This is a genomic window from Kitasatospora aureofaciens (genome assembly GCF_001188955.3).
GTDB classification, from domain to species: Bacteria; Actinomycetota; Actinomycetes; order Streptomycetales; family Streptomycetaceae; genus Kitasatospora; species Kitasatospora aureofaciens.
Map to the genome: position 1 here is coordinate 48829 of NZ_JPRF03000024.1, position 19045 is coordinate 67873.

General features: G+C 72.7%; 19 protein-coding genes and 1 pseudogene. 9 read left to right on the plus strand and 11 right to left on the minus strand.

What is annotated here, in order from left to right; genetic code table 11:
• The first annotated feature begins 79 nt into the window (after positions 1–79).
• Positions 80–1540: a carboxylesterase/lipase family protein gene (locus HS99_RS16945; RefSeq protein ID WP_030278939.1), complete on the plus strand. Its 1461-nt coding sequence runs from the start codon at positions 80–82 to the stop codon at positions 1538–1540.
• A 72-nt stretch (positions 1541–1612) separates the two neighbouring features.
• On the opposite strand, the gene HS99_RS44985 is transcribed toward HS99_RS16945, so the two are convergent.
• Positions 1613–1789, minus strand: coding sequence for a hypothetical protein (locus tag HS99_RS44985; RefSeq protein ID WP_157846554.1), 177 nt, complete (start codon positions 1787–1789; stop codon positions 1613–1615).
• Between the two features lie 62 nt (positions 1790–1851).
• On the minus strand, positions 1852–2805 hold the full coding sequence (locus HS99_RS16955; RefSeq protein ID WP_232543012.1) for an SDR family NAD(P)-dependent oxidoreductase: 954 nt from the start codon (positions 2803–2805) through the stop codon (positions 1852–1854).
• On the opposite strand from HS99_RS16955, the gene HS99_RS16960 reads away from it, so the two are divergent.
• The 4 genes and pseudogenes from HS99_RS16960 to HS99_RS16975 all read left to right on the plus strand — a co-directional run bounded on the left by HS99_RS16960 (position 2783) and on the right by HS99_RS16975 (position 8427).
• Positions 2783–3397: an isochorismatase family protein gene (locus HS99_RS16960; RefSeq protein ID WP_167344923.1), complete on the plus strand. Its 615-nt coding sequence runs from the start codon at positions 2783–2785 to the stop codon at positions 3395–3397. The two genes, HS99_RS16955 and HS99_RS16960, sit on opposite strands and share 23 nt — an antisense overlap.
• 466 nt (positions 3398–3863) lie before the next feature.
• The gene (locus HS99_RS16965) at positions 3864–4697 is read left to right on the plus strand and encodes an SDR family NAD(P)-dependent oxidoreductase (RefSeq protein WP_232543013.1); all 834 of its coding nucleotides are present in this window, start codon (positions 3864–3866) and stop codon (positions 4695–4697) included.
• A gap of 149 nt (positions 4698–4846) precedes the next feature.
• Positions 4847–6135, plus strand: a pseudogene (locus tag HS99_RS16970) (dihydrolipoyl dehydrogenase family protein); the annotation flags it as partial.
• 468 nt (positions 6136–6603) lie between these two features.
• Entirely contained in the window at positions 6604–8427 is a 1824-nt protein-coding gene (locus HS99_RS16975; RefSeq protein WP_030278928.1) for a glycoside hydrolase family 15 protein, read from the plus strand.
• 110 nt (positions 8428–8537) lie between these two features.
• On the opposite strand, the gene HS99_RS16980 is transcribed toward HS99_RS16975, so the two are convergent.
• Entirely contained in the window at positions 8538–8843 is a 306-nt protein-coding gene (locus tag HS99_RS16980; RefSeq protein WP_223886149.1) for a carboxymuconolactone decarboxylase family protein, read from the minus strand.
• Between the two features lie 94 nt (positions 8844–8937).
• On the minus strand, positions 8938–9096 hold the full coding sequence (locus HS99_RS41325) for a hypothetical protein (RefSeq protein WP_232543014.1): 159 nt from the start codon (positions 9094–9096) through the stop codon (positions 8938–8940).
• A 44-nt stretch (positions 9097–9140) separates the two neighbouring features.
• On the opposite strand from HS99_RS41325, the gene HS99_RS16985 reads away from it, so the two are divergent.
• Positions 9141–9335 (plus strand): hypothetical protein, encoded by a 195-nt coding sequence (locus HS99_RS16985; RefSeq protein ID WP_030278924.1) that lies wholly within the window; start codon positions 9141–9143, stop codon positions 9333–9335.
• Positions 9336–9546: 211 nt separating this feature from the next.
• Here HS99_RS16985 and HS99_RS44990 read toward each other — a convergent pair whose 3' ends face one another.
• Together HS99_RS44990 and HS99_RS16990 are read right to left on the minus strand one after the other, a co-directional pair.
• The gene (locus tag HS99_RS44990) at positions 9547–9693 is read right to left on the minus strand and encodes a hypothetical protein (RefSeq protein ID WP_157846553.1); all 147 of its coding nucleotides are present in this window, start codon (positions 9691–9693) and stop codon (positions 9547–9549) included.
• A 71-nt stretch (positions 9694–9764) separates the two neighbouring features.
• Complete coding sequence (locus HS99_RS16990; RefSeq protein ID WP_030550750.1) at positions 9765–10568, minus strand: exodeoxyribonuclease III; 804 nt, start codon at positions 10566–10568, stop codon at positions 9765–9767.
• A 332-nt stretch (positions 10569–10900) separates the two neighbouring features.
• Between HS99_RS16990 and HS99_RS16995 the strand changes: the two genes are divergently transcribed.
• On the plus strand, positions 10901–11647 hold the full coding sequence (locus tag HS99_RS16995; RefSeq protein WP_223886150.1) for a GntR family transcriptional regulator: 747 nt from the start codon (positions 10901–10903) through the stop codon (positions 11645–11647).
• Between the two features lie 129 nt (positions 11648–11776).
• Here the strand turns inward: HS99_RS16995 and HS99_RS17000 are convergent, their stop codons facing one another.
• From HS99_RS17000 to HS99_RS17010, 3 genes are all read right to left on the minus strand, one after another.
• Entirely contained in the window at positions 11777–12940 is a 1164-nt protein-coding gene (locus tag HS99_RS17000) for an ROK family transcriptional regulator (RefSeq protein WP_030550746.1), read from the minus strand.
• 245 nt (positions 12941–13185) lie between these two features.
• Positions 13186–13461 (minus strand): hypothetical protein, encoded by a 276-nt coding sequence (locus HS99_RS17005; RefSeq protein ID WP_030278916.1) that lies wholly within the window; start codon positions 13459–13461, stop codon positions 13186–13188.
• 30 nt (positions 13462–13491) lie between these two features.
• The gene (locus tag HS99_RS17010; protein WP_050366969.1) at positions 13492–15036 is read right to left on the minus strand and encodes a hypothetical protein; all 1545 of its coding nucleotides are present in this window, start codon (positions 15034–15036) and stop codon (positions 13492–13494) included.
• Between the two features lie 416 nt (positions 15037–15452).
• Between HS99_RS17010 and paaK the strand changes: the two genes are divergently transcribed.
• Positions 15453–16709, plus strand: coding sequence for a phenylacetate--CoA ligase PaaK (gene paaK, locus HS99_RS17015; protein ID WP_232543015.1), 1257 nt, complete (start codon positions 15453–15455; stop codon positions 16707–16709).
• 119 nt (positions 16710–16828) lie between these two features.
• Here paaK and HS99_RS17020 read toward each other — a convergent pair whose 3' ends face one another.
• Both HS99_RS17020 and HS99_RS44995 read right to left on the minus strand, forming a co-directional pair.
• On the minus strand, positions 16829–17629 hold the full coding sequence (locus HS99_RS17020) for a COG4705 family protein (protein ID WP_046385903.1): 801 nt from the start codon (positions 17627–17629) through the stop codon (positions 16829–16831).
• A gap of 1 nt (position 17630) precedes the next feature.
• Complete coding sequence (locus tag HS99_RS44995; RefSeq protein WP_030550740.1) at positions 17631–18218, minus strand: hypothetical protein; 588 nt, start codon at positions 18216–18218, stop codon at positions 17631–17633.
• A 148-nt stretch (positions 18219–18366) separates the two neighbouring features.
• On the opposite strand from HS99_RS44995, the gene HS99_RS17030 reads away from it, so the two are divergent.
• Positions 18367–19044: a response regulator transcription factor gene (locus HS99_RS17030; protein WP_030278905.1), complete on the plus strand. Its 678-nt coding sequence runs from the start codon at positions 18367–18369 to the stop codon at positions 19042–19044.
• Position 19045 lies beyond the last annotated feature (1 nt).

Sequence of the window (19045 nt, forward strand, 5' to 3'; positions counted from 1 at the left end):
GATGCAGGGTCTATCGCGGCTTTCCGTTGCTCGACGATAGACCAGAGCCATCCCCGCTCCGGCAAGGAAGGCGATACCCATGAACCTGATCGAGCGCCCCGTGGTGACCACCGAGTCGGGCAGCGTCCGAGGCACTGCCGAGGACGGCGTCGCCGCCTTCCGCGGCGTCCCCTACGCGGCTTCGCCGGTGGGAGAGCGGCGTTTCGCCGCCCCCGCGCAGCACCCGAGATGGCCGGGCCTGCGCGACGCCGACCGCCCCGGCCCGTCCGTCCCGCAGAGCCCCTCCCGTCTGGAAGCGGTCATGGGACGGCGCACGCCCGACTGGAACGAGGACGGCTCGCTCACCCTCAACGTGTGGACCCCGAGCCTGCCGGCCGACGGCGCAGCCCCGCGCGCCCTGCCGGTCCTGCTGTGGTTCCACGGCGGCGGGTTCACCAGCGGATCCGGTGGCTGGGACTGGTACGACGGCCGCAACCTGGCCGCTGCCGGCGAGATCGTCGTCGTCACCGCCAACTACCGTCTCGGCCCACTCGGCTACCTCTACCTGCCGGAACACGGCATCGAGAACCTCGGCGTGCAGGACCAGGCAGCCGCCCTCGCCTGGGTGCGTCGCAACGTCGCATCCTTCGGCGGCGACCCCGACAACCTCACCGTCGGCGGCCAGTCCGCCGGAGCGTTCTCCGCCCTCTACCTCGCCCTCTCCCCGGTCACCGGCCCGCACATCAACCGCCTCATCACGCAGAGCGGCCCGTTCGGGCTCGGCCCGCAAGACCCCGAGGAGGCCGCCGACCACGCCCGCAGTTACCTCGACCTCCTCGGGCTGAACGGCAGCCCGGACCCGCGCGCCGCGCTGCGCGCCGTCCCGGTCGTGCAGCTCCTGGCCGCCTACCAACAGCTCTCCCAGGACCTCTCCCGCCCGGGCAACGTCGCCCCGCCGATGTACCCCGTCCTCGGCGCCACCGGCATGCCGGTGGCCTGGCAGCAGGCCGTGGCCACCGGACGGCTCGACGGCAAGGACCTGCTGACCGGCACCACCAGGAACGAGATGACCTCGTTCTTCGCGTTCGACCCGCGCATCCGAGCCATCACGGCCGGCCAGGCCCGCTCGATCGTGGCCGGACAGACCGGCGGCGGCGCCGAGCGGTTCGACCGCGCCGCCGCCCGGCTCCCGGGCGCGGCACCGAGCGAGGTCCTGACCGAGGTCGCGACGGAACTCGTCTTCCGTGACGGGACCATCGCCATCGCCGACCACCATGCCGCGGCCGACAACCCGGCCTACGTCTACCAGTTCGACCACGCCCCGGCCGGCGACCCCGCGCATCTGGGGGCCGCGCACTGCGTCGAACTCCCCTTCTTCTTCAACACCTTCGACGCCTACCCCGACAGCCCCATGCTCGGCGAGGCCACCGCCGCCGCCCGCACTCTCGGAGATACCTTCTCCCGCGCGGCAGCGGCCTTCACAGCCACCGGGCGGCCCGCCACGGACGGGTGGCAGCCGTACGCATCCGCAGACCCGACGAGTATCCGGCACTTCGCCTGATACGCGCCTCGCCATCCGGCCTCCCGGGTCCCAGGAGGCCGGCGTTGGTGCCGACAGCGGCTCATTGCCGGTTCAGTGGCTCCAGCGCGAGACCGGCCAGTGCGTGGCCACCTGATGCTGCGGATCCCCACCGCTGTGCTGGGGCCGCAGCGGCGCGCCGTCGACGGTGGCGAAGACGCGCCCCTCCGGTGGCGCGTCCGGCGGGAACAGGGACGACTGGTGGTCGGCCTGGCGGTGGACGGCGGCCATGGCCCGCCGCGCCACCCCGACCAGGGCGGTTTTGTCCGCCGTCCTTCTCGGGGCAGGGGGAGTCAGTCGCGGGTGCCCAGGGTGTCGTGCGAGACCTGCCAGAGCAGGGTGGCCGCCTCGGTGTCGAGTGCGTATTCGGCGACGCCGGTGCGGGCGCCGAGTTCGCCGCGGACGGCTTCGTTGCAGTCCTCGAAGTAGCGGCCGCTGACGCCCTCCAGCAGTGGCGAGGCCGCGAGCAGGACGGAGGTCGCCGCGCCCTGCTCCGTGGTCTTCCACTTCAGCTCCGTGCCGCCGGCGGCCTGGGCGCGCAGCCGGGCTAGCTCCTCGTCGGAGACGTGGCGCTGGAGGTTGGTGCGGATTCCGCCGGGCATCAGGGCGTTGGCGGTGATGCCGTCCGCGGCCCAGCGCTTGGCGGCCTCGACCGCAAACAGGACGTTGGCGGTCTTGGACTGGCCGTAGGCGGACCAGGGCTCGTAGGGGCGCTCGCGGAAGTGGATGTCGTCGAAGACGACGGGGGAGCGGTGGTGGGCGCTGGAGCTGACGGCCACGACGCGCGCGCCGCCGTCCTGCGCCAGGGCCGCGTGCAGGCCGGTGGACAGTGCGAAGTGCCCGAGGTGGTTGGTGGCGAACTGGAGCTCCCAGCCCTCCGGTGTGCGGAGCTCGGGTGAGGCCATCACGCCGGCGTTGTTGACCAGGATGTGCAGCGGCCCGTCCCAGGCGGCGGTGAACGCGGCGACGGAGGCCTGGTCGGCCAGGTCCAGGGGATGGACGTGGATGTCCTTGTTGCCGGTGGTCGCGGTGATGTCCTCGGCGGTGCGGGCGCCTACGGCGAGGTCCCGGACGGCGAGGGTGACCTGGGCGCCCGCCGAGGCGAGGGCACGCGCGGTCTCGACGCCGATGCCGGAGGCCCCGCCGGTGACGACGGCGCGGCGGCCGGTCAGGTCGACGCCCGCGATGACCTCGGCGGCGGTCGACTCGGCGCCGAAAAGCGTGGTGAAGTTCCTGGAACCGATCACCCGGGAGAACGCCGCCGTGGTGCTGGTCGACCACCAGGTGGGCCTCCTGTCCGGCGTCCGGGACATCCCCCTGGGCGAGCTGAAGCACAACGTGGTAGCGCTGGCGAAGGCGGCGACCGCGCTGGACGTTCCGCTGGTCGTGACCACCACCGCGGCCGAGAGCATGTGGGGGCCGACCTTCCCCGAACTGGTCCAGGCCCTGCCCACCGGGCAGAAGATCATCGACCGGAGCACGGTCAACGCCTGGCACGACGGCAGGGTCCGCGAGGCCGTCGAGGCCACCAGACGGCAGAAACTGATCTTCGCAGGGGTGTCCCTGGAGGTATGCGCGGCACTGCCGGCGATCGCCGCGACAGCGGCCGGGCACGACGCGTACGTCGCCGTGGACGCCTCCGGCACCTTCAGCCGGACGAAGCGGGAGGCCGGACTGCTGCGCATGCAGCAGGCGGGCGTGGTCGTCAGCGACTACGCCACCCTCATGGTCGAGGCGCTGGCCGACAACGCCGCCCCCGAGTCCGGCGCCGTCTACGCCGCCCTCGACATGCCGTTCGCCGTCCTGGTCGGCCAGATCTCCGCGGCCTACCAGGCATAGAGGCCACGGAAGCAGCAATGTAGGACCGGCAGGGCTCGCGCGAGTCCGGTACTCCCGCGCGCGGAGCGGAAAGTTCACCGCTGCGGATCCCGCCGACGTGGCGAGCGCGTGACGGGCTCATGGACGCCCTCGCGTCCGCGCTGGATGGGCGACTGCCGCTACCGGGAGGGCGCGCTCGCGCGGGCTTCGAGGAACGAGAGAGCCGGAGAGTTGTCCCGCGAGCGCGTTCCAGCGTGCGGATCGTTCCCCGCTCTGCCTCCCATGGCGGCTCCGTTTCGAAGCCGCGGTCTCCCTCCGCTCGGGTGACCGCCTGTGGGTCCTCTGCCCCGGTTGCCGTGGGCCATGCAGGGCATCAAGTGCCGCCGTTCGACGGATGCGGCGGTTGGTCCGATGCGGCTGTCGTCCGGTTGGGACACCTTCCTTGCACGGGGGTACCGGGGGATAGCACGGCCCGAAGAGGAGCCCGGTGTCGACCGGGTTCCGCACCGCTGGCCCGTCATTCACCTGTGCGGTTGGAGAAAGGACCCTCGCGTTGTCTGATCCTGTCGTCCTCGTCACGGGCGCGCTCACCGGTATCGGCCGTGCCACCGCCGTCGCTTACGCCCGTCAGGGCGCGAACCTGGTGGTCTCCGGCCGCCATGAGGACGTGGGTGAGCAACTCGTCAGGGAACTGGCCGACCTCGGCGCCCAGGCTGAGTTCGTGCGTGCCGACGTCCGCTTCGACGCCGAGGTGGAGGAGCTCGTCGACCGCGCGGTCGCGCGGTTCGGACGGCTCGACGTCGCCGTCAACAACGCCGGCACCGAGGGAACGCCGTGCCCCGTCGGCGAGGTGACCGACGAGCGTTACCAAGGCATCTTCGACACCAACGTCAAGGGGACGCTGTTCTGCCTGAAACACGAGTTCCGGGTCATGAGGGAACAGGGCGGCGGCAGCATCGTCAACGTCAGTTCCTGCTTCGGCCTGATGGGCTACCCCGAGGCGGCCCTCTACGTCGGCAGCAAGCATGCCGTCGCCGGCATCACCAAGGCGGCCGCACTCGAAGGCGCCGCTCACGGTGTCCGCGTCAACGCGGTCGCGCCCGGATTCACCCGGACCGCCATGTACGAGCGGTTCACCGGCGACGACGCGGCGCGTGACGCGGTCGATTCGGTGCTGCCCATGCACCGGGCGGGTACCCCGGAGGAGATCGCCGAGACTGTCCGCTTCCTGGGCTCGGCCGAGGCGAGCTACGTCACCGGGCACATCCTCCTGGTCGACGGCGGCCTCATGGCCGGCGGGCCCCTGTTCCCGAGCCCGTGAACCGGGTCAGAGGCCGGTCACGGCCCGAGTACGGCTATGAGGAGCACAGATGGCCGCTGCTGCGGCCAGGCATGACGGCCGTGCGCGCACCGCGCGTTACATGACCCGGGGATGTGGCCCCGCCGGCCCCGACCGGATGTGAGGGAGCGATGAGCGAAGCACGTGATCACCAGGAGAGCGGCGCCTATGACGTGGTCGTGCTGGGTGCCGGTCCGGTCGGCCAGAACGTCGCCGACCGTGCCCGCGCCGCCGGCCTCACCGTGGCCGTCGTGGAGCGTGAACTGGTCGGCGGCGAATGTTCCTACTGGGCCTGCGCCCCCAGCAAGGCCCTACTGCGGCCGGTCATCGCTCTCGCCGACGCCCGCCGCGTGGACGGAGCCCGGCAGGCCGTCACCGGTCCGCTCGACACCGACCGGGTCTTCGCCCGCCCGACCATTACGTCAGCGACTGGGACGACACCGGACAGGCCGAGTGGGTGAAGTCCATCGGTGCCGACCTCTTCCGCGGTCACGGCCGCCTCGACGGCCCTCGCCGCATCACGGTCACCGGGGACGACGGCGAACGCCTCACCCTCACCGCCCGGCACGCAGTCGCCATCGCCACCGGCAGCCGGCCGCTGCTGCCCGACCTCCCGGGCATCGGGGAGGTCCGGCCCTGGACGAACCGGCACGGCACCGACTCCAGCACCGTGCCCGGCCGGCTCGCCATCGTCGGGGGCGGCGGCGTCGCCATCGAGATGGCCACCCTCTGGCAGGGCCTGGGCTCCCAGGTCACCCTGCTCGCCCGCCGCCGCCTGGTCTCCCGCATGGAACCCTTCGCGGGCGAGCTCGTCGCACACAGCCTCACCCAGGCGGGCGTGGACGTGCGGATCGGCACCCAGGTCGCCGCCGTGCGCCGCCCGGACCCCGCCGGGCCTGTCACCCTCACCCTCGACGACGGCAGCGACCTGCGGGCCGACGAGGTCATGTTCGCCACCGGTCGGGCCCCCGGCACCGAGGACATCGGCCTGGACACGGTCGGTCTCTTTCCGGGCACGTGGCTGGAGGTGGACACCACGTGCCTGGTCCGCGGGGTCGACGGCGCGTGGCTGTACGCCGTGGGCGACGTCAACCACCGGGCCCTGCTCACCCACCAGGGCAAGTACCAGGCGCGGACCGCCGACGACGCCATCGGCGCCCGCGCCGCGGGCCCGCCCCTGGACGACGGCCCGTGGGGTGACCACGCCACCACCGCCGACCAGCACGCCGTGCCCCAGGTGTTCTTCACCGACCCCGAGGCGGCCGCCGTGGGCCTGACCGCCGAGCAGGCGGCCCGGTCCGGCCACCGCGTCAAGGTCGTCGACCTCGACTTCACCGCCGCCCAGGGCGCCAATCTCCACGCCGACGACTACCGTGGTCACGCGCGGATGGTGGTCGACCTCGATCGGGAGGTCCTGCTCGTCTGGTTCCCCCTCATCCTCGACCTGTCGATCCCCTACGCCGGTGCCGCACGACTGCCCGAAGACGTCTACCTCGGCCGATGGCTGGCCATCACCGCCGTGCTCTTCGCCGCCTCCGCACTGGCCCTCGCACTCAAACTCCGCCGCGTCCATCGAGCCGCCCGCGCCACCAAAACGACCCGCAGCGGGTCGTGACGCCGCACCATGACGTTGAGGAGATACGACGTAGGCCGGCCCGGCACCGAGAGTGGGGCGCGGCACCAGGTCGTGCCACCCGGTCGGGGCAGCCGTCGGCGGCCGGCACGTGCGATCCACCGATCGTGGTGATTGGGTGGGGGTGAATCCGCCGTGCAGGGAGGCTGGGATCAATGACACTCGTCAGGCGCCTGGAGAGCTCTGCGGCGCAGGCGACTGCTCACGTCGTCCCGGCGGGGCCGCGTCCGGTCCGAGGTGGACGGGCTGCGACGCATGAGTGCGCGACCGATCGGTGACCACGCGTTGCTGTCCGACTGCCGCTCGGCCGCGCTGGTCACCTGCGACGGCTCGGTGGACTGGTTGTGCCTGCCCCGGTTCGACAGCGCGGCGATCTTCGCCCGACTCCTCGACGAGGACGCCGGCCACTGGTCCATCCGCCCTACCGGCTCGGTCGACATCAGCCGCCGCTACGTCGAAGACACCCTTGTTCTGGAGACGACCTTCCGCACGACCGCGGGTACGGCGGTCCTGCACGATGCCCTTGCCCTGGGGCGGCGCGAACGCGGGCACGCGCTCGGCACCAATTCCCCCGGAACGCTCCTGCGGCAGATCACCTGCACCGAAGGGTGGGTGAACATCGAGATCGCCTACGCCCCGCGCCCGGAGTTCGGACTCGTCCACCCACTGCTCTCGACCGTGCGAGGCGGGCTCGCGGCATACGGGGGCGCCCATGTTCTGCTGCTGTCGAGCCCCGTCGACCTGCGGGTGAGCGGCTCCACAGCGCACGGCCGAATCCCGCTCTCGGCGGGGCACCGCCTCGAATTCGCCCTGCACGTCGAACCGGCGTGGGAAAGGGAGCCGGTGGGCTGGCGGGCGGGGCGGATCCGGCGCCGCATGTCCGACACCATCGACGGCTGGCGCTCCTGGTCGAAGCTCCACCGCGGCTACGTCGGCCCCTGGCAGGACGAGGTGGGCCACAGCGGACGCGTGCTGCGAGCCCTGACCTTCGCGCCCACCGGAGCCATCGTCGCCGCGCCCACCACCTCCCTGCCCGAGACAACGGGCGGGACGCGCAACTGGGACTACCGCTACACCTGGGTCCGCGACGCGAGCTTCACCCTTCAGGCGCTTGCCACGGCCGCCTGCGACAAGGAGAAGAACCGCTTCTTCGGCTTCCTCGCCCGGGCCGCGGCAACCCAACTCGACCGCGGCGTCGACCTGCAGATCATGTACGGCATCGGCGGGGAACGCGACCTGAGCGAGCGGCTCCTGCCCCACCTGACCGGCTGGCGCAACAGCCGCCCCGTTCGAATCGGCAACGACGCCTGGCGCCAACGCCAACTCGACGTCTACGGCGAACTCCTCGACGCCGCCCACCAGACCCTCCCGCCCGGTGAGCCCCTCGACCCGGCCACACGCACCCTCCTGCTCCAGGCGGCCGAGGCAGCCGCCCAACGGTGGCCCCAACCGGATCAGGGCATCTGGGAAAGACGCGGACCCAGCAGACACTTCCTCCACTCGAAACTGATGTGCTGGGTCGCCCTGGACCGCGCCATCGCCATGGCCCCCGCCCTCCAGGCCGACGAACGCCTGCCCCACTGGCAGCACGAGCGCGACCAGATCCGCCAAGCCATCGAACGACGTGGTTGGAACTCCGACCTGGGCGCCTTCACTCAGGCATTCGACAGCGACGACCTCGACGCCTCCGTGCTGATGCTGCCCATCGTCGGCTTCCTACCACCGCACGACCCCCGCGTCCAATCCACCGTGTTCGCCATCGCCACCCAACTGACCGACCGCAACGGCCTGGTCCGCCGCTACCTCACCGACGAGCTGCGGGAAGAAGAAGGCACCTTCCTGCTGTGCACCTTCTGGCTTGCCCAAGCCCTCGCCCTCACCGGCCACACCACCCGCGCACGACACGCCTTCCAGGCCGCCCTCGCACACGCCAACGACCTCGGCCTGATGGCCGAGGAGACCGACTCCACCACGGCAGAGGCACTCGGCAACTTCCCCCAAGCCTTCAGCCACATCGGGCTCATCAACGCCGCTCGCGCCATCCGCGATGCCGAGCGACAAACGATGCGCGCCCAGTAGGTGAACGACACGTGTCCACGGCGTGCAGCACGAACGGAAGCCACCCGTTCTCCGTGCCGGTGGTGTTGCCTCGTCACCGGCAGCGGCGAATGGCCGGCAGAGGCTTCCGGTCAGCCTGCCCTGCCGTCTTCGGCCTGCAGGAGTTCGACGATGATCTCGATGCCGAGCGCGTAGGCCGGCGTGCCGGAGGTGATGAGCGAGGTCTCGGCGACGCCGATGAGGTCGGCGATGCCGGCGCCCGCATGGAGCGCTCCCCGGGCGTGGATCCGGGCGGGTTCTGCCCGGCCGAGAGCCAGCAGCTGCCCGAAGTGGACCAGCTGCTGTACCCGCCCGCCGAGTGGACTGTCGGTCAGCACGATGTGCCGCAGTGCCGCGAACGCCTCCTCCGTAGGGAGCTGGCCGAAGGCTTGAGCCACCCGCAAACGGTCCTCCCCCCACCCGGGACGACTCCGAGCGTCGAGCGGTAGCGATCCCGCAGAACCTCGGAACGCTGCGTGAAGATGTCATCCGTCATGACGAAACTCGTGCGATCGAGGCTCGGACAGCCTTCAGGGCGCCTTCGGGGAAGTTCACGGCCCCGCCGATCGCTGCCGCGGCGATCTCGGCCTCGGCGCTTTCCTCGATCGCCACCACGAGGGGGCCGACGGCAGCCGCGTCCGGGCCGAACACCAGCAGGCCGTGGTTGGCCAGAAGGACCGAGGCTGTCGTGGGGCGTGGTTCCCAGCTACTCCAGCGAGGACTACACCGACGCCACCGGCCGCCGCACCGTCTCGGTGTTCACCTCCACCATCTTCGGACTGGCCGAACCCGAAGCCGGAGCCGCCGAGCAGGCCCTGGTGACCGCGGCGGTGTGGACGATGCTCCACCAACCCGTCCCCACGAGCGCGATGCCGACCGCGTCCGGCTGAAGCCACGCGAACACCGGACCGGCCAGGGGCTCGGGCCCTGGCCGTGGGCGCTTGCGGGATCGGCAAGCCACTCGCGCAGGTAGCCGGCCACCGCTGTGCAGCGGTCCTCGTAGACCCCGCGCAGCTCACCGTCCAGCACCCGTGCCATCTCCCGGGCGGCTTCCGCGTGGGTGGCGAAGCCACCGCGGCGGCGGGTGCGGCGACGGCCGTCCTAGGGGGCGAGGTCGACGGCGTACGTCCACGTACCGTGCTTGGCGTCCGCGATCAGCTGCGGGCACCACGGGCCGAGCTGCTTCCTGTTCTCGTCCTGGCAACCGCACCGGCGGTAGACCCGGCCCCTGCTCCTGCGCTGTCCCATCGGTGATTCCTCCTTGGACTGGATGATGCCGGGTCCAAGGTTCGCCGGGCGGCCGGGCTGACTACGCCGGCTCAGGCCTCGTAATCGAAGTGCGCCGTGACCGGCGCGTGGTCAGACCACCGCTCGGCGTGGGAGGCGGGCCGCTCCACGTATGCCTTCGTGGCTCGGCGTGCGATACCCCCCGTTGTACAAATCATGTCGATTCGCCAGCCGGAGTCGTTGTCGAAGGCGCGGCCGCGGTAGGACCACCAGGTGTAGGGGCCGGTGCGGTCGGGGTGGAGGGCGCGGACGACGTCGACGTAGCCGGCCTCGTCGTAGACGCGGGAGAGCCAGGCGCGTTCCTCGGGGAGGAAGCCGGCGGACTTCTGGTTGGCCTTCCAGTTCTTGAGGTCCTCGGGGCGGTGGGCGATGTTCCAGTCGCCGCAGACCACGACCTCGCGGCCGGCGGCGGTGGCGTGGGCGCGCAGGGCGGTGAGGTGGACGAGGAACTCCACCATGAAGCGTTCCTTCTCATCCTGGCGCTCGGTGCCGACCTCGCCGGAGGGCAGGTAGAGACTGGCGACGGTCAGGCCCGGGAGGTCGATCTCGACGTAGCGGCCGGAATTGTCGAATTCTTCGGATCCGAATCCGATCGCGGTGCGCTGCGGTTCCTGGCGGGAGAGGATGGCGACGCCGGCCCGGCCCTTGGCGACGGAGGGGGCCCAGACCGCGTGCCAGCCGTCCAGGTCGCGCAGTTCGACGGGCAGCTGCCCGGGCTCGGAGCGCACCTCCTGGAGGCAGATCACGTCCGCCTCCGTTCCGGCCAGCCACTCGACGAAGCCCTTCTTGGCGGCCGCCCGGATTCCGTTCACGTTCACACTCGTCACCACGATCACCCGGGCAGCCTACCCATTGGTCGTGTCCGTCCCGAACCGTGACGCGCGGCGGGGGGTCGTGGCACGGCGCCGGCGCGGGCTGTCGTGAACGTGGCATGAATGTTCGCGACGGTCGTATCAAGCCGTGCCATTGGTCTTGACCATCTCCGGAGGCAGCCCCTAGGGTCGCTTACTGCAAGGACCTTTAATAAAGAAGGACGGATAAAGGCTCGCTCTCCCACCTGCCGCAACAGCGGGCAGCGGGCCCGGGTTCCGCCCTCCTTGTCGTAGGGCGGACAGACCAGGTGGAGGACACGGTGGGCACGGTCGGGACGACGGGACAGCTTTCGGCGGTGCCGGAACCGAAGTACTGGCACCTGCGCACGGTGCTGCTGCGGGCCATCGACTCGGAGTTCTCCACCGGCGAGGTCCTGCCGAACGAGCGCGACCTCTCCGCCCGCTTCGGTGTCGCCCGGGCGACGCTGCGGCAGGCCTTGGACCAGCTGGAGCTTGAGGGCCGGTTGGTCCGTCGCCGGGGGATCGGCACCCTGATCGCCGCCCCGCGGGTCGGCGTCCCGGTCAACCGGCAGGAGGAGGGCTGGCCCGGAGCCGGCCGCAGCCAGGCCTGGCGCACGGTGGACTGCACCACCGCCCCGGCCTCCGCGCAGCTGGCCAAGGGCCTGGGCATCGCCGAGGGCGCCACCGTGCACACCGTCCGCCGGGTCCGCCTGGTCGAGGGCCGTGCGATGGCGACCGAGTCGCTGCACGTCCCGGCCTCCGCGCTGCCGCACCTGCCCGGCTTCCGGGCCGAGAGCGACCGGGCCCGCTCGGTGCTGCGCCAGCTGGAGCGCCTGGAGGTGGACGGTGAGTCCCGCGCCGTCGAGCTCGGTGTCGCCGAGGCCGACGAGGCCGCCCTGCTGGAGCGCCCCCCGGGCACCCCGGTGCTGGTCATGACCACCCAGTACGCCTCGGCCGGCCGCCTGGTGGCGCTCGCGGTCTCCACCTACCGCGCGGACACCTGCAAGCTGACCTTCGGCGAGACCGGCCTGGTCGAGGTCACCCCGGTCGCCGCGACCTCCGAGGTCCGCACCGCCTCCTGAACCATTCCGCACCCACCCTCGGACAGCGGCCCGGACGCCAACTGGCGTCCGGGCCGCTGTCGTTGTCCGGCCTCCGGTCCCCGACCTTCGACCCCCGCGCCCGACCTCCGGGCCTGGGGTGGGTCCGGCTCACACACGGGGCGGGTCCACCGCGAAGAGCTGGTCCTCCACGTGGTCCAGGGCGACGCGCAGGGCGCCCATGGAGACGACCTCCGAGCCGAGCGCGGCCAGCGCCACCTCCGGCGCCCGCAGGGTGAACTGGGCCAGCCGCTCGCGCAGCGGCTCCAGGACGCCGTCCAGGCCGGCCGCCCAGCCACCGATGACCACCAGCTGGGGGTCGATGGCGAGGACCAGGGCGGCGACGCCCTGGACGAGCCTGGTCAGGAAGCGGTCCATGGCGACCTTGGCGACCTCGTCGCCCTCCCGGGCGAGCCGCAGGACGCGGGCGACGGCGGCCTCGTCGAGGGGGTTGAGCGGCTTGCCGGTGGTGGAGAGCAGCTTCTCCGGGGTGACTTCCTGGCCGAGCAGGTGCAGGGCGCCGATCTCGCCGGCGGCGCCGCCGTAGCCGCGGTGGAGCTTGCCGTTGATGAGCGATCCGGCGCCGGGGCTGAGGCCGGCCATCACGAAGACCACGTCGTCGGCGCCGACGGCCGCGCCCTGCCAGTGTTCGGCGATGGCGGCGAGGTTGGCGTCGTTCTCGATCAGGACGGGGCAGCGGAAGGAGCGCCGCAGTCGGGCGCCGAGGTCGAGGCCGGTCCAGCCGGGCATCGCGGTGCCGAGCCGGATGGTGCCCTCGCGGTCGACGATGCCGGGGGTGCCGATGCCGACGGCCCACAGGTTGTCCCGGGAGATGCCCGCCTTGCGCAGGACCTCGGCGACGGCGGCGCGGACGGCGGTGAGCCGCTCCTCCGCGTCCAGGGTCTCGTCGACCGGCTTGAAGTGACTGCCCACCACCTCGCCGGTGAGGTCGGCGAGGATGACCCGGATGTCGTGCACGCCGATCTCGATGCCGAGGATGTGCCCGGCCTCGGCGCGGAAGCGGAACCAGCGGGCCGGGCGGCCGCGGCGGCCGGTGCCCGGCTGGCCGTCCTCCCGGGGCTGCTCGACCTCGGCGACCAGTCCGGTCTCGACCAGGCCCTCGATCACGCCCTCGACGGTCGGCCGGGAGAGCCCGGTCTCGCCGACGAGCTGAGTGAGGGTCACGGAGTGGCCGGTCCGCAGCGCCCGAAGCGTGACCGCCGCGTTGATCCGCCGCAGCAGCGAGGAGTCTCCTCCGGTGAGCCGATCCGCCAATGCGATGCCCTTCGCCGTTCGCGCGACTGCCCTGGCGCGCGGTGTCGAGTGCGCGGAGCCCACCGAGTGGCCCGCGGGGGTCTGCCCCCGGTACGCCGGCACGGGCGGCGCGCCGCCGCCCGCCGGACAGGCCCTGGGGCCGGAGCCTACCGGGGGACGCCCCGGCGCGGCGAGGATTCCCGCAGCTCACCCGGGCTTTGGTATCGAAATGGTACGGATCGGGGTGGCAGTACGTGACCCTTGCTTCACCGGTCGAGCACGGACGGCCCCCGCCCCGGGCGCCGGCCCCGTACGGACCAGCGGGAGCGCACCGACAGCAGCGAGCCGACGCTGAGCCAGGAGCACGCGGAGAACGCGCTGAAGACGGAGCCGGCCGAGCCGACGGACAGCACGCTGCCGACCGAGCCGATGGAGAGGACGGACCCGACCGAGCCGATGGACAGCAGCGAGCCGATGGAACCGATGGAACCGATCGAGCCGAGCGAGGTGCGGGAGCGGATCGAACGCACGGAAGCGGCCATGCGCCCGATCGTAGCCCGCGGACGGTGCGGTCAGTCGACCCGTGCCGCGAACAGTCCCTGCCCCAGCAGCCCCATCGGGTGCCCGTCCGCCGGCAGAGTGAGCACGGTGGGGCAGCCCGCGGCGGTGAGGGCGGCCCGCCAGTGGTCGGCCGGGTGGGCGGTGAGGCCGCGGTGGTCACCGGTGATCAGCAGGTCGAGCTGTTCGGTGACGGGTGCGAGCAGCAGCAGCCGGCCGCCGGGGGCGAGCTGGTCGACGAGCGCCGGAACCTCCCCGTCGGGACGGCCGGCGGCGGTGGCGACCACGACGTCGTAGCGTCCGCCGTCGGGGGCGAGGTGGTGGTCGGCGTTCTGCCGGGGCCGGGCGGCCAAGGCGCGGGCGACGGCGGTCTCGGCGCCGTCGCGGTCGAGTTCGAGGACCCGCAGCGGCCGCGGCCCGTCGTGGGTCTCGGCGGTGGCGCGCACGAGTGTGCCGAGCGCGGCGCCGAGGTAGCCGCGGGCGGCGGCCCAGCGGACCGGGGCGGCGGCGGGGCGGGGCGCCTCCTCGCCGGTGAGCAGCTTGGGCAGGCGCAGTGCGCTGCGCCGGACCCGATCCAGAACGGGGGCGGTGCCGAGGCCGTCGGCCCAGCTCTCGACGGCGGGCCGCCAGGCCTCCCGGACGTGGGCGGCGGTGATTTCGGGGGCGCCGTGGAAGAGCGGGCCCTGGGCGCCGCCGTCCTGGCGGGTGATCAGGCCGTGCCGGGCGAGGGCGTCCAGCCAGCGGCCGACCCGGGGGCGCTGGGCGGGGGTGACGAGGGCGGTGGCCAGGAGTTCGGCCTCCGACCAGCCGCGGGAGGGGTCGGTGAGCACTCCGGCCTGCTGGAGGGTGTGCAGCAGGGCGCTGAGGACGGCCCGGTCGAGGTGGGCGCCGAACCCGGTGATCTGTTCGGCGGTGACGCCGATGCTGTGCTTCCAGGCGGCGGCGGTGGCGGTCTCGGCGTCGGCGCGCAGCCGCCGGTCGGCGGCCTCGGCCTCGCTGTGCGGGGCACGGACGTGGGCGAGGACGGCGCCAAGGGCGTCGACGGCGGCGTACACGTCGTCCTGTCGGGGCTCCGGTCCGACGTGCAGGACCAGGCGCAGCGCGGCGAGGTCGTGCTCGGCCAGGCCGGGCTGGCGGCTGAGCCGCCAGAGCAGGGTGGAGGGCAGGCTGAGGTGGGTGGTGCCGTTGGCGGCGATGGCGGTGAGCTGCTGTTCGGGCGCCTGGTCGGGGTCGGCGCAGTGCACGGTGCCGCCGGCCAGCAGGGTGGCCAGGGCGAGTTCCACGGCGAGGTCGGTGGCCGGGTGCAGCACGGTGTGCCGGATCGGTGGCGGGCCGAGGACGCCGGCCCAGTGGCGGAGCCGCTCCTCGGCGGCGCGGGCGGCGGAGGGCGCCAGTGCGGCGTGTTCGGCGACGCGATCGGCGAGGGCCCGCGGCAGGCCGCCCGGCGGGGAGACGCCGAGCAGCAGGCCGATGCCGCTGATCGCGCGTCCGTCGGCGACGACGGCGGGCCGGTCGCCGAGCTCGCGCAGCGCGCTGACCAGCGCAGGGGTCGAGGCCAAGGTGATCACTCCGGGGTGCGGGGGAGAAGCCGCACTACTGAACCATGGGTCCGGGCCCGCAGCGGGCGCCGCCGAGTCAAAATTCCGTAATGATTTTCATATCGGCCAGCCAAGCGGCGACGGGAATCCCGGCACGAAGGCGCCGGAACCTCGCATTCCGGAACCACTGCGCACGCTATTGACAGGTGTGTCCGGGTGCTGGATTACTTGGCCAGGGCCCGTCCAGACCGAACGATCGGTCGGGCTCCCAGGATCGGCCGACCTGCGAAGGAGCGACGATGACCGGCAGCTCATCCGAACCGGGACGGGGCCCGGACCGAGGCCTGGGGCGAGGCCTGGGGCGACGCCTCGGACGAGGCCCGGGGCGACGCCTGGGGGAGCCGATTCCACCCGCCCTGCTGGACGCCGGTGAACGGATGGGCGTCGATGAACTGCGCGCCCACCAGCTCGACCGCCTCCGCGCCACCCTGCGGCACGCCTACGACAACGTCGAGCTCTACCGCCGCAAGTTCGACGCGGCCGGCGTGCGCCCCGAGGACTGCCGCACCCTGGACGACCTCGCCCGGTTCCCCTTCACCACCAAGGCCGACCTGCGCGAGGGCTACCCCTTCGGCATGTTCGCCGTCCCGATGGAGCAGGTCCGCCGGATCCACGCCTCCAGCGGCACCACCGGGCGCCCGACCGTGGTCGGCTACACCGAGAACGACCTGTCCATGTGGGCCGACGTGGTCGCCCGCTCGATCCGCGCGGCCGGCGGCCGCCCCGGCCACAAGGTGCACATCGCATACGGCTACGGGCTGTTCACGGGCGGCCTGGGTGCCCACTACGGCGCCGAACGAGCCGGCTGCACCGTCATTCCGGCCTCCGGCGGCATGACCGCCCGGCAGGTTCGGCTGATCCAGGACTTCCGCCCCGAGATCATCATGGTCACCCCGTCCTACCTGCTCACCCTGCTGGACGAGTTCGAGAAGCAGGGCCTCGACCCGCGCGCCAGCTCGCTGAAGGTGGGCATCTTCGGTGCCGAGCCCTGGACGGAGGAGATGCGGCGCGAGATCGAGGAACGGCTCGACCTGCACGCCGTCGACATCTACGGCCTCTCCGAGGTGGTCGGCCCCGGCATCGCCCAGGAGTGCGTGGAGACCAAGGACGGGCTGCACATCTGGGAGGACCACTTCTACCCGGAGATCGTGGACCCCTTCACCGACCTGGTGATGCCCGCGGGCGAGGGCGGCGAGCTGGTCTTCACCTCCCTCACCAAGGAGGCGCTGCCGGTCGTCCGCTACCGCACCCGCGATCTCAGCAGACTGTTGCCGGGCACCGCGCGGCCGGCCTTCCGGCGGATGGAGAAGGTCACCGGGCGCAGCGACGACATGATCATCCTGCGCGGGGTGAACCTCTTCCCGACCCAGATCGAGGAGATCCTGCTGCGCACGCCGGGTGTCGCCCCGCACTTCCAGCTGCGGCTGACCAGGCAGGGGCGGATGGACCACCTGACGGTGCGGGTGGAGGCCCGCCCGGAGGCGCCCGCCGAACTGCGGGCGGCGGCCCGGGAGTCGATCGTCCGGGCGGTGAAGGACGGGGTGGGCGTGACGGTCGCGGCCGAGGTGGTGGATCCGTACACGTTGGAGCGCTCGGTCGGGAAGATCAAGCGGGTGGTGGACGAGCGGTCCTGAGAAGTGGGACGAGCGTTCGCGCAAAGAGGACGAGCGTTCGCGCGAAGAGGAGGTCGGAGGCGCACGGCTGTCCGGGGGGTGATGCCGTGCGCCTCCGACGTCTACAGCAATGTAGACGGTCAGTGGGCGATGAGTCCAGCCACGCGGCGGTGGGATCGTGCGGACAGGGCCAGGGCTACCGCCATCAGCACGGCCAGGGCCAGGCTGACCGGGCCGGTGCCCAGGCCGATGCCGCCGCGGTCCGCGCCGACGCCCAGCCAGTCCGCGAACGAGGCGCCCAGCGGGCGGGTCAGCACGTACGCCCACCAGAACCCGGCCACGGGGCCCACCCAGCGGGCCCGCGCCGCCACCGCCGGAACGGCGATCAGCACCGCGAAGCCCACACCGGCCACCAGGTAGCCGAGGTCGAGGGTGGCCGCTGTCAGGTCGCCGAGCGCGGTGCCCAGCGCGAAGGTCAGCAGCACGGCCGCCCAGTAGAACAGCTCCCGGCGCAGCCCGGTCACCCGGTCGATCGCCAGCGAGCCCTCCACCAGGTGCCAGAGCAGGAACAGCGCCGCCAGCGCCCCCGCCAGCGCACCGGCCGACAGCGCGTACGGGACGCCGAGCGCGACGTGCGCCACGTCGGCGACCATCGTGCCGAACACGCTCACCAGCACGACCACCGCCCAGTACAGCCCGGGCACGCAGCGGCGGGTGCGCAGCTGCACCAGCAGGGTGACGGCCAGCAGCAGCCCGGCGGCGCCCACCGCCAGGACCGGGTCGAAGGTCTTGGCGAGGAAGTCCGACAGGGTCTCGCCCATGCCGGTGGTCAGCACCTTCACCACCCAGAACCAGCCGTCCACCACGGGGACCTTGCTGGCGGCCCGGACGCCGTCCGGCGCGGCGGGGCGGGGTGCGGCCGGCGCGTAGGACCGGGCCACGTCAGCCCTCCGAGCCGTCGACGACGGTGTTGGAGGTGAGCTGGCCGTCGGTGCCGTCCACCGTCACCAGGTGGCGCACGCCGTCCTGGCCGACGACCGTCACGGCCCAGGCCGCGCCGCCGCCCTGCGCGGTCACCCGGCTCAGCGACTCGGCACGGCCGCCGGGGACGGCGGCCTGGGCCTTGTCCAGGGCGGCGGAGGCGGCGAAGGAGGGCAGCGGGGCGGGCGCCTCGCCGTGGCCGTGCCCGCGCTGCTTCCCGTGCTCGTTCCCGGTCCCGCGCTCGTTCCCGTACTCGTGACCGTTCCCGTACTCGTGCCCGTTCCCGTCCTCGGACCGGGCCGCCGCCTCGCGCTGCCCGTGCCCGTGCCCGCGCTCCCCGTGTCCCTCGTGCGCCGCTGCCGCGACCGCGAGCCCGCCCCCGGCGAGCAGCGCCACCGCCGCCACCGACGCGGCTATCCGGCGCTCCCGGCCGCCCGCCCAGGCGCGCAGGCGCTCCGCGCGCCGACGGCGGGGCGCGAGCGGCGGCACCTCCGGGATCTCCGGCTCGATCCCGGGCTGCGGGGTGGTGGACGACAGGGGGTCGGTCATCGGGGGCACTCCTTGCCTCGTGCGGCTGCTGCGCTCAGCGTCCGGCCCGGTACCGCCCGGGCCGCGCCCGGCGATCATGGCGGACCGTACCTGAACCTGCGCTTAAGGCGGGTCGGGAGCTCTCAGGAGCACCTGGCACCCTGAAGGGATGCACATACTCGTCGTGGAGGACGAACACCGGATGGCCACCGCGCTGCGGCGCGGGCTGGAGGCCGACGGACACACCGTCGACACAGCCCACAACGGCCCCGAGGGCCTCGCCCTCGCCGAGCGACACCCCTACGACGTGATCGTCCTCGACATCATGTTGCCCGGCCTCAACGGCTACCGGGTCTGCGCCCGGCTGCGCGCGGGCGGCTGCCGGGCCGGCATCCTGATGCTCACCGCCAAGGACGGTGAGTGGGACGAGGCCGAGGCCCTGGACACCGGTGCCGACGACTACCTCTCCAAGCCGTTCTCCTTCGTCGTGCTGCTCGCCCGGCTGCGCGCCCTGCACCGGCGGATCGACCGGCAGCGCCCCCGGCTGCACACCCTCGGCGACCTGGTCCTGGACGCCAACGCCCGCACCTGCACCCGGGCCGGCACCCCCACTCACCTGACCGCCCGCGAGTTCGCGATCCTGGAACACCTGGCCGCCCGGGCCGGGACGGTGGTCTCCAAGCGCGAGATCCTCGACCACGTCTGGGACGCCGACCACGACGCCGACCCGAGCATCGTCGAGGTGCACGTCCACGCGCTGCGGCGCAAGATCGACGCGCCCTTCGGCCGGGCCGCCCTGCAGACCATGCGCGGTGCAGGCTACCGGCTCGACCCGGCCGGCGGCTGAC

Excerpts from the sequence above, each read along its gene's own strand:
- HS99_RS17005 (WP_030278916.1), bottom strand. The coding sequence starts at position 13,461 with ATGGCCGCTTCCGTGCGTTCGATCCGCTCCCGCACCTCGCTCGGCTCG.
- paaK (WP_232543015.1), top strand. The coding sequence starts at position 15,453 with ATGGGCGTCGATGAACTGCGCGCCCACCAGCTCGACCGCCTCCGCGCC.
- HS99_RS17030 (WP_030278905.1), top strand. The coding sequence starts at position 18,367 with ATGCACATACTCGTCGTGGAGGACGAACACCGGATGGCCACCGCGCTG.
- HS99_RS16945 (WP_030278939.1), top strand. The coding sequence starts at position 80 with ATGAACCTGATCGAGCGCCCCGTGGTGACCACCGAGTCGGGCAGCGTC.
- HS99_RS44985 (WP_157846554.1), bottom strand. The coding sequence starts at position 1,789 with ATGGCCGCCGTCCACCGCCAGGCCGACCACCAGTCGTCCCTGTTCCCG.
- HS99_RS44995 (WP_030550740.1), bottom strand. The coding sequence starts at position 18,218 with ATGACCGACCCCCTGTCGTCCACCACCCCGCAGCCCGGGATCGAGCCG.
- HS99_RS16975 (WP_030278928.1), top strand. The coding sequence starts at position 6,604 with ATGAGTGCGCGACCGATCGGTGACCACGCGTTGCTGTCCGACTGCCGC.
- HS99_RS44990 (WP_157846553.1), bottom strand. The coding sequence starts at position 9,693 with ATGGGACAGCGCAGGAGCAGGGGCCGGGTCTACCGCCGGTGCGGTTGC.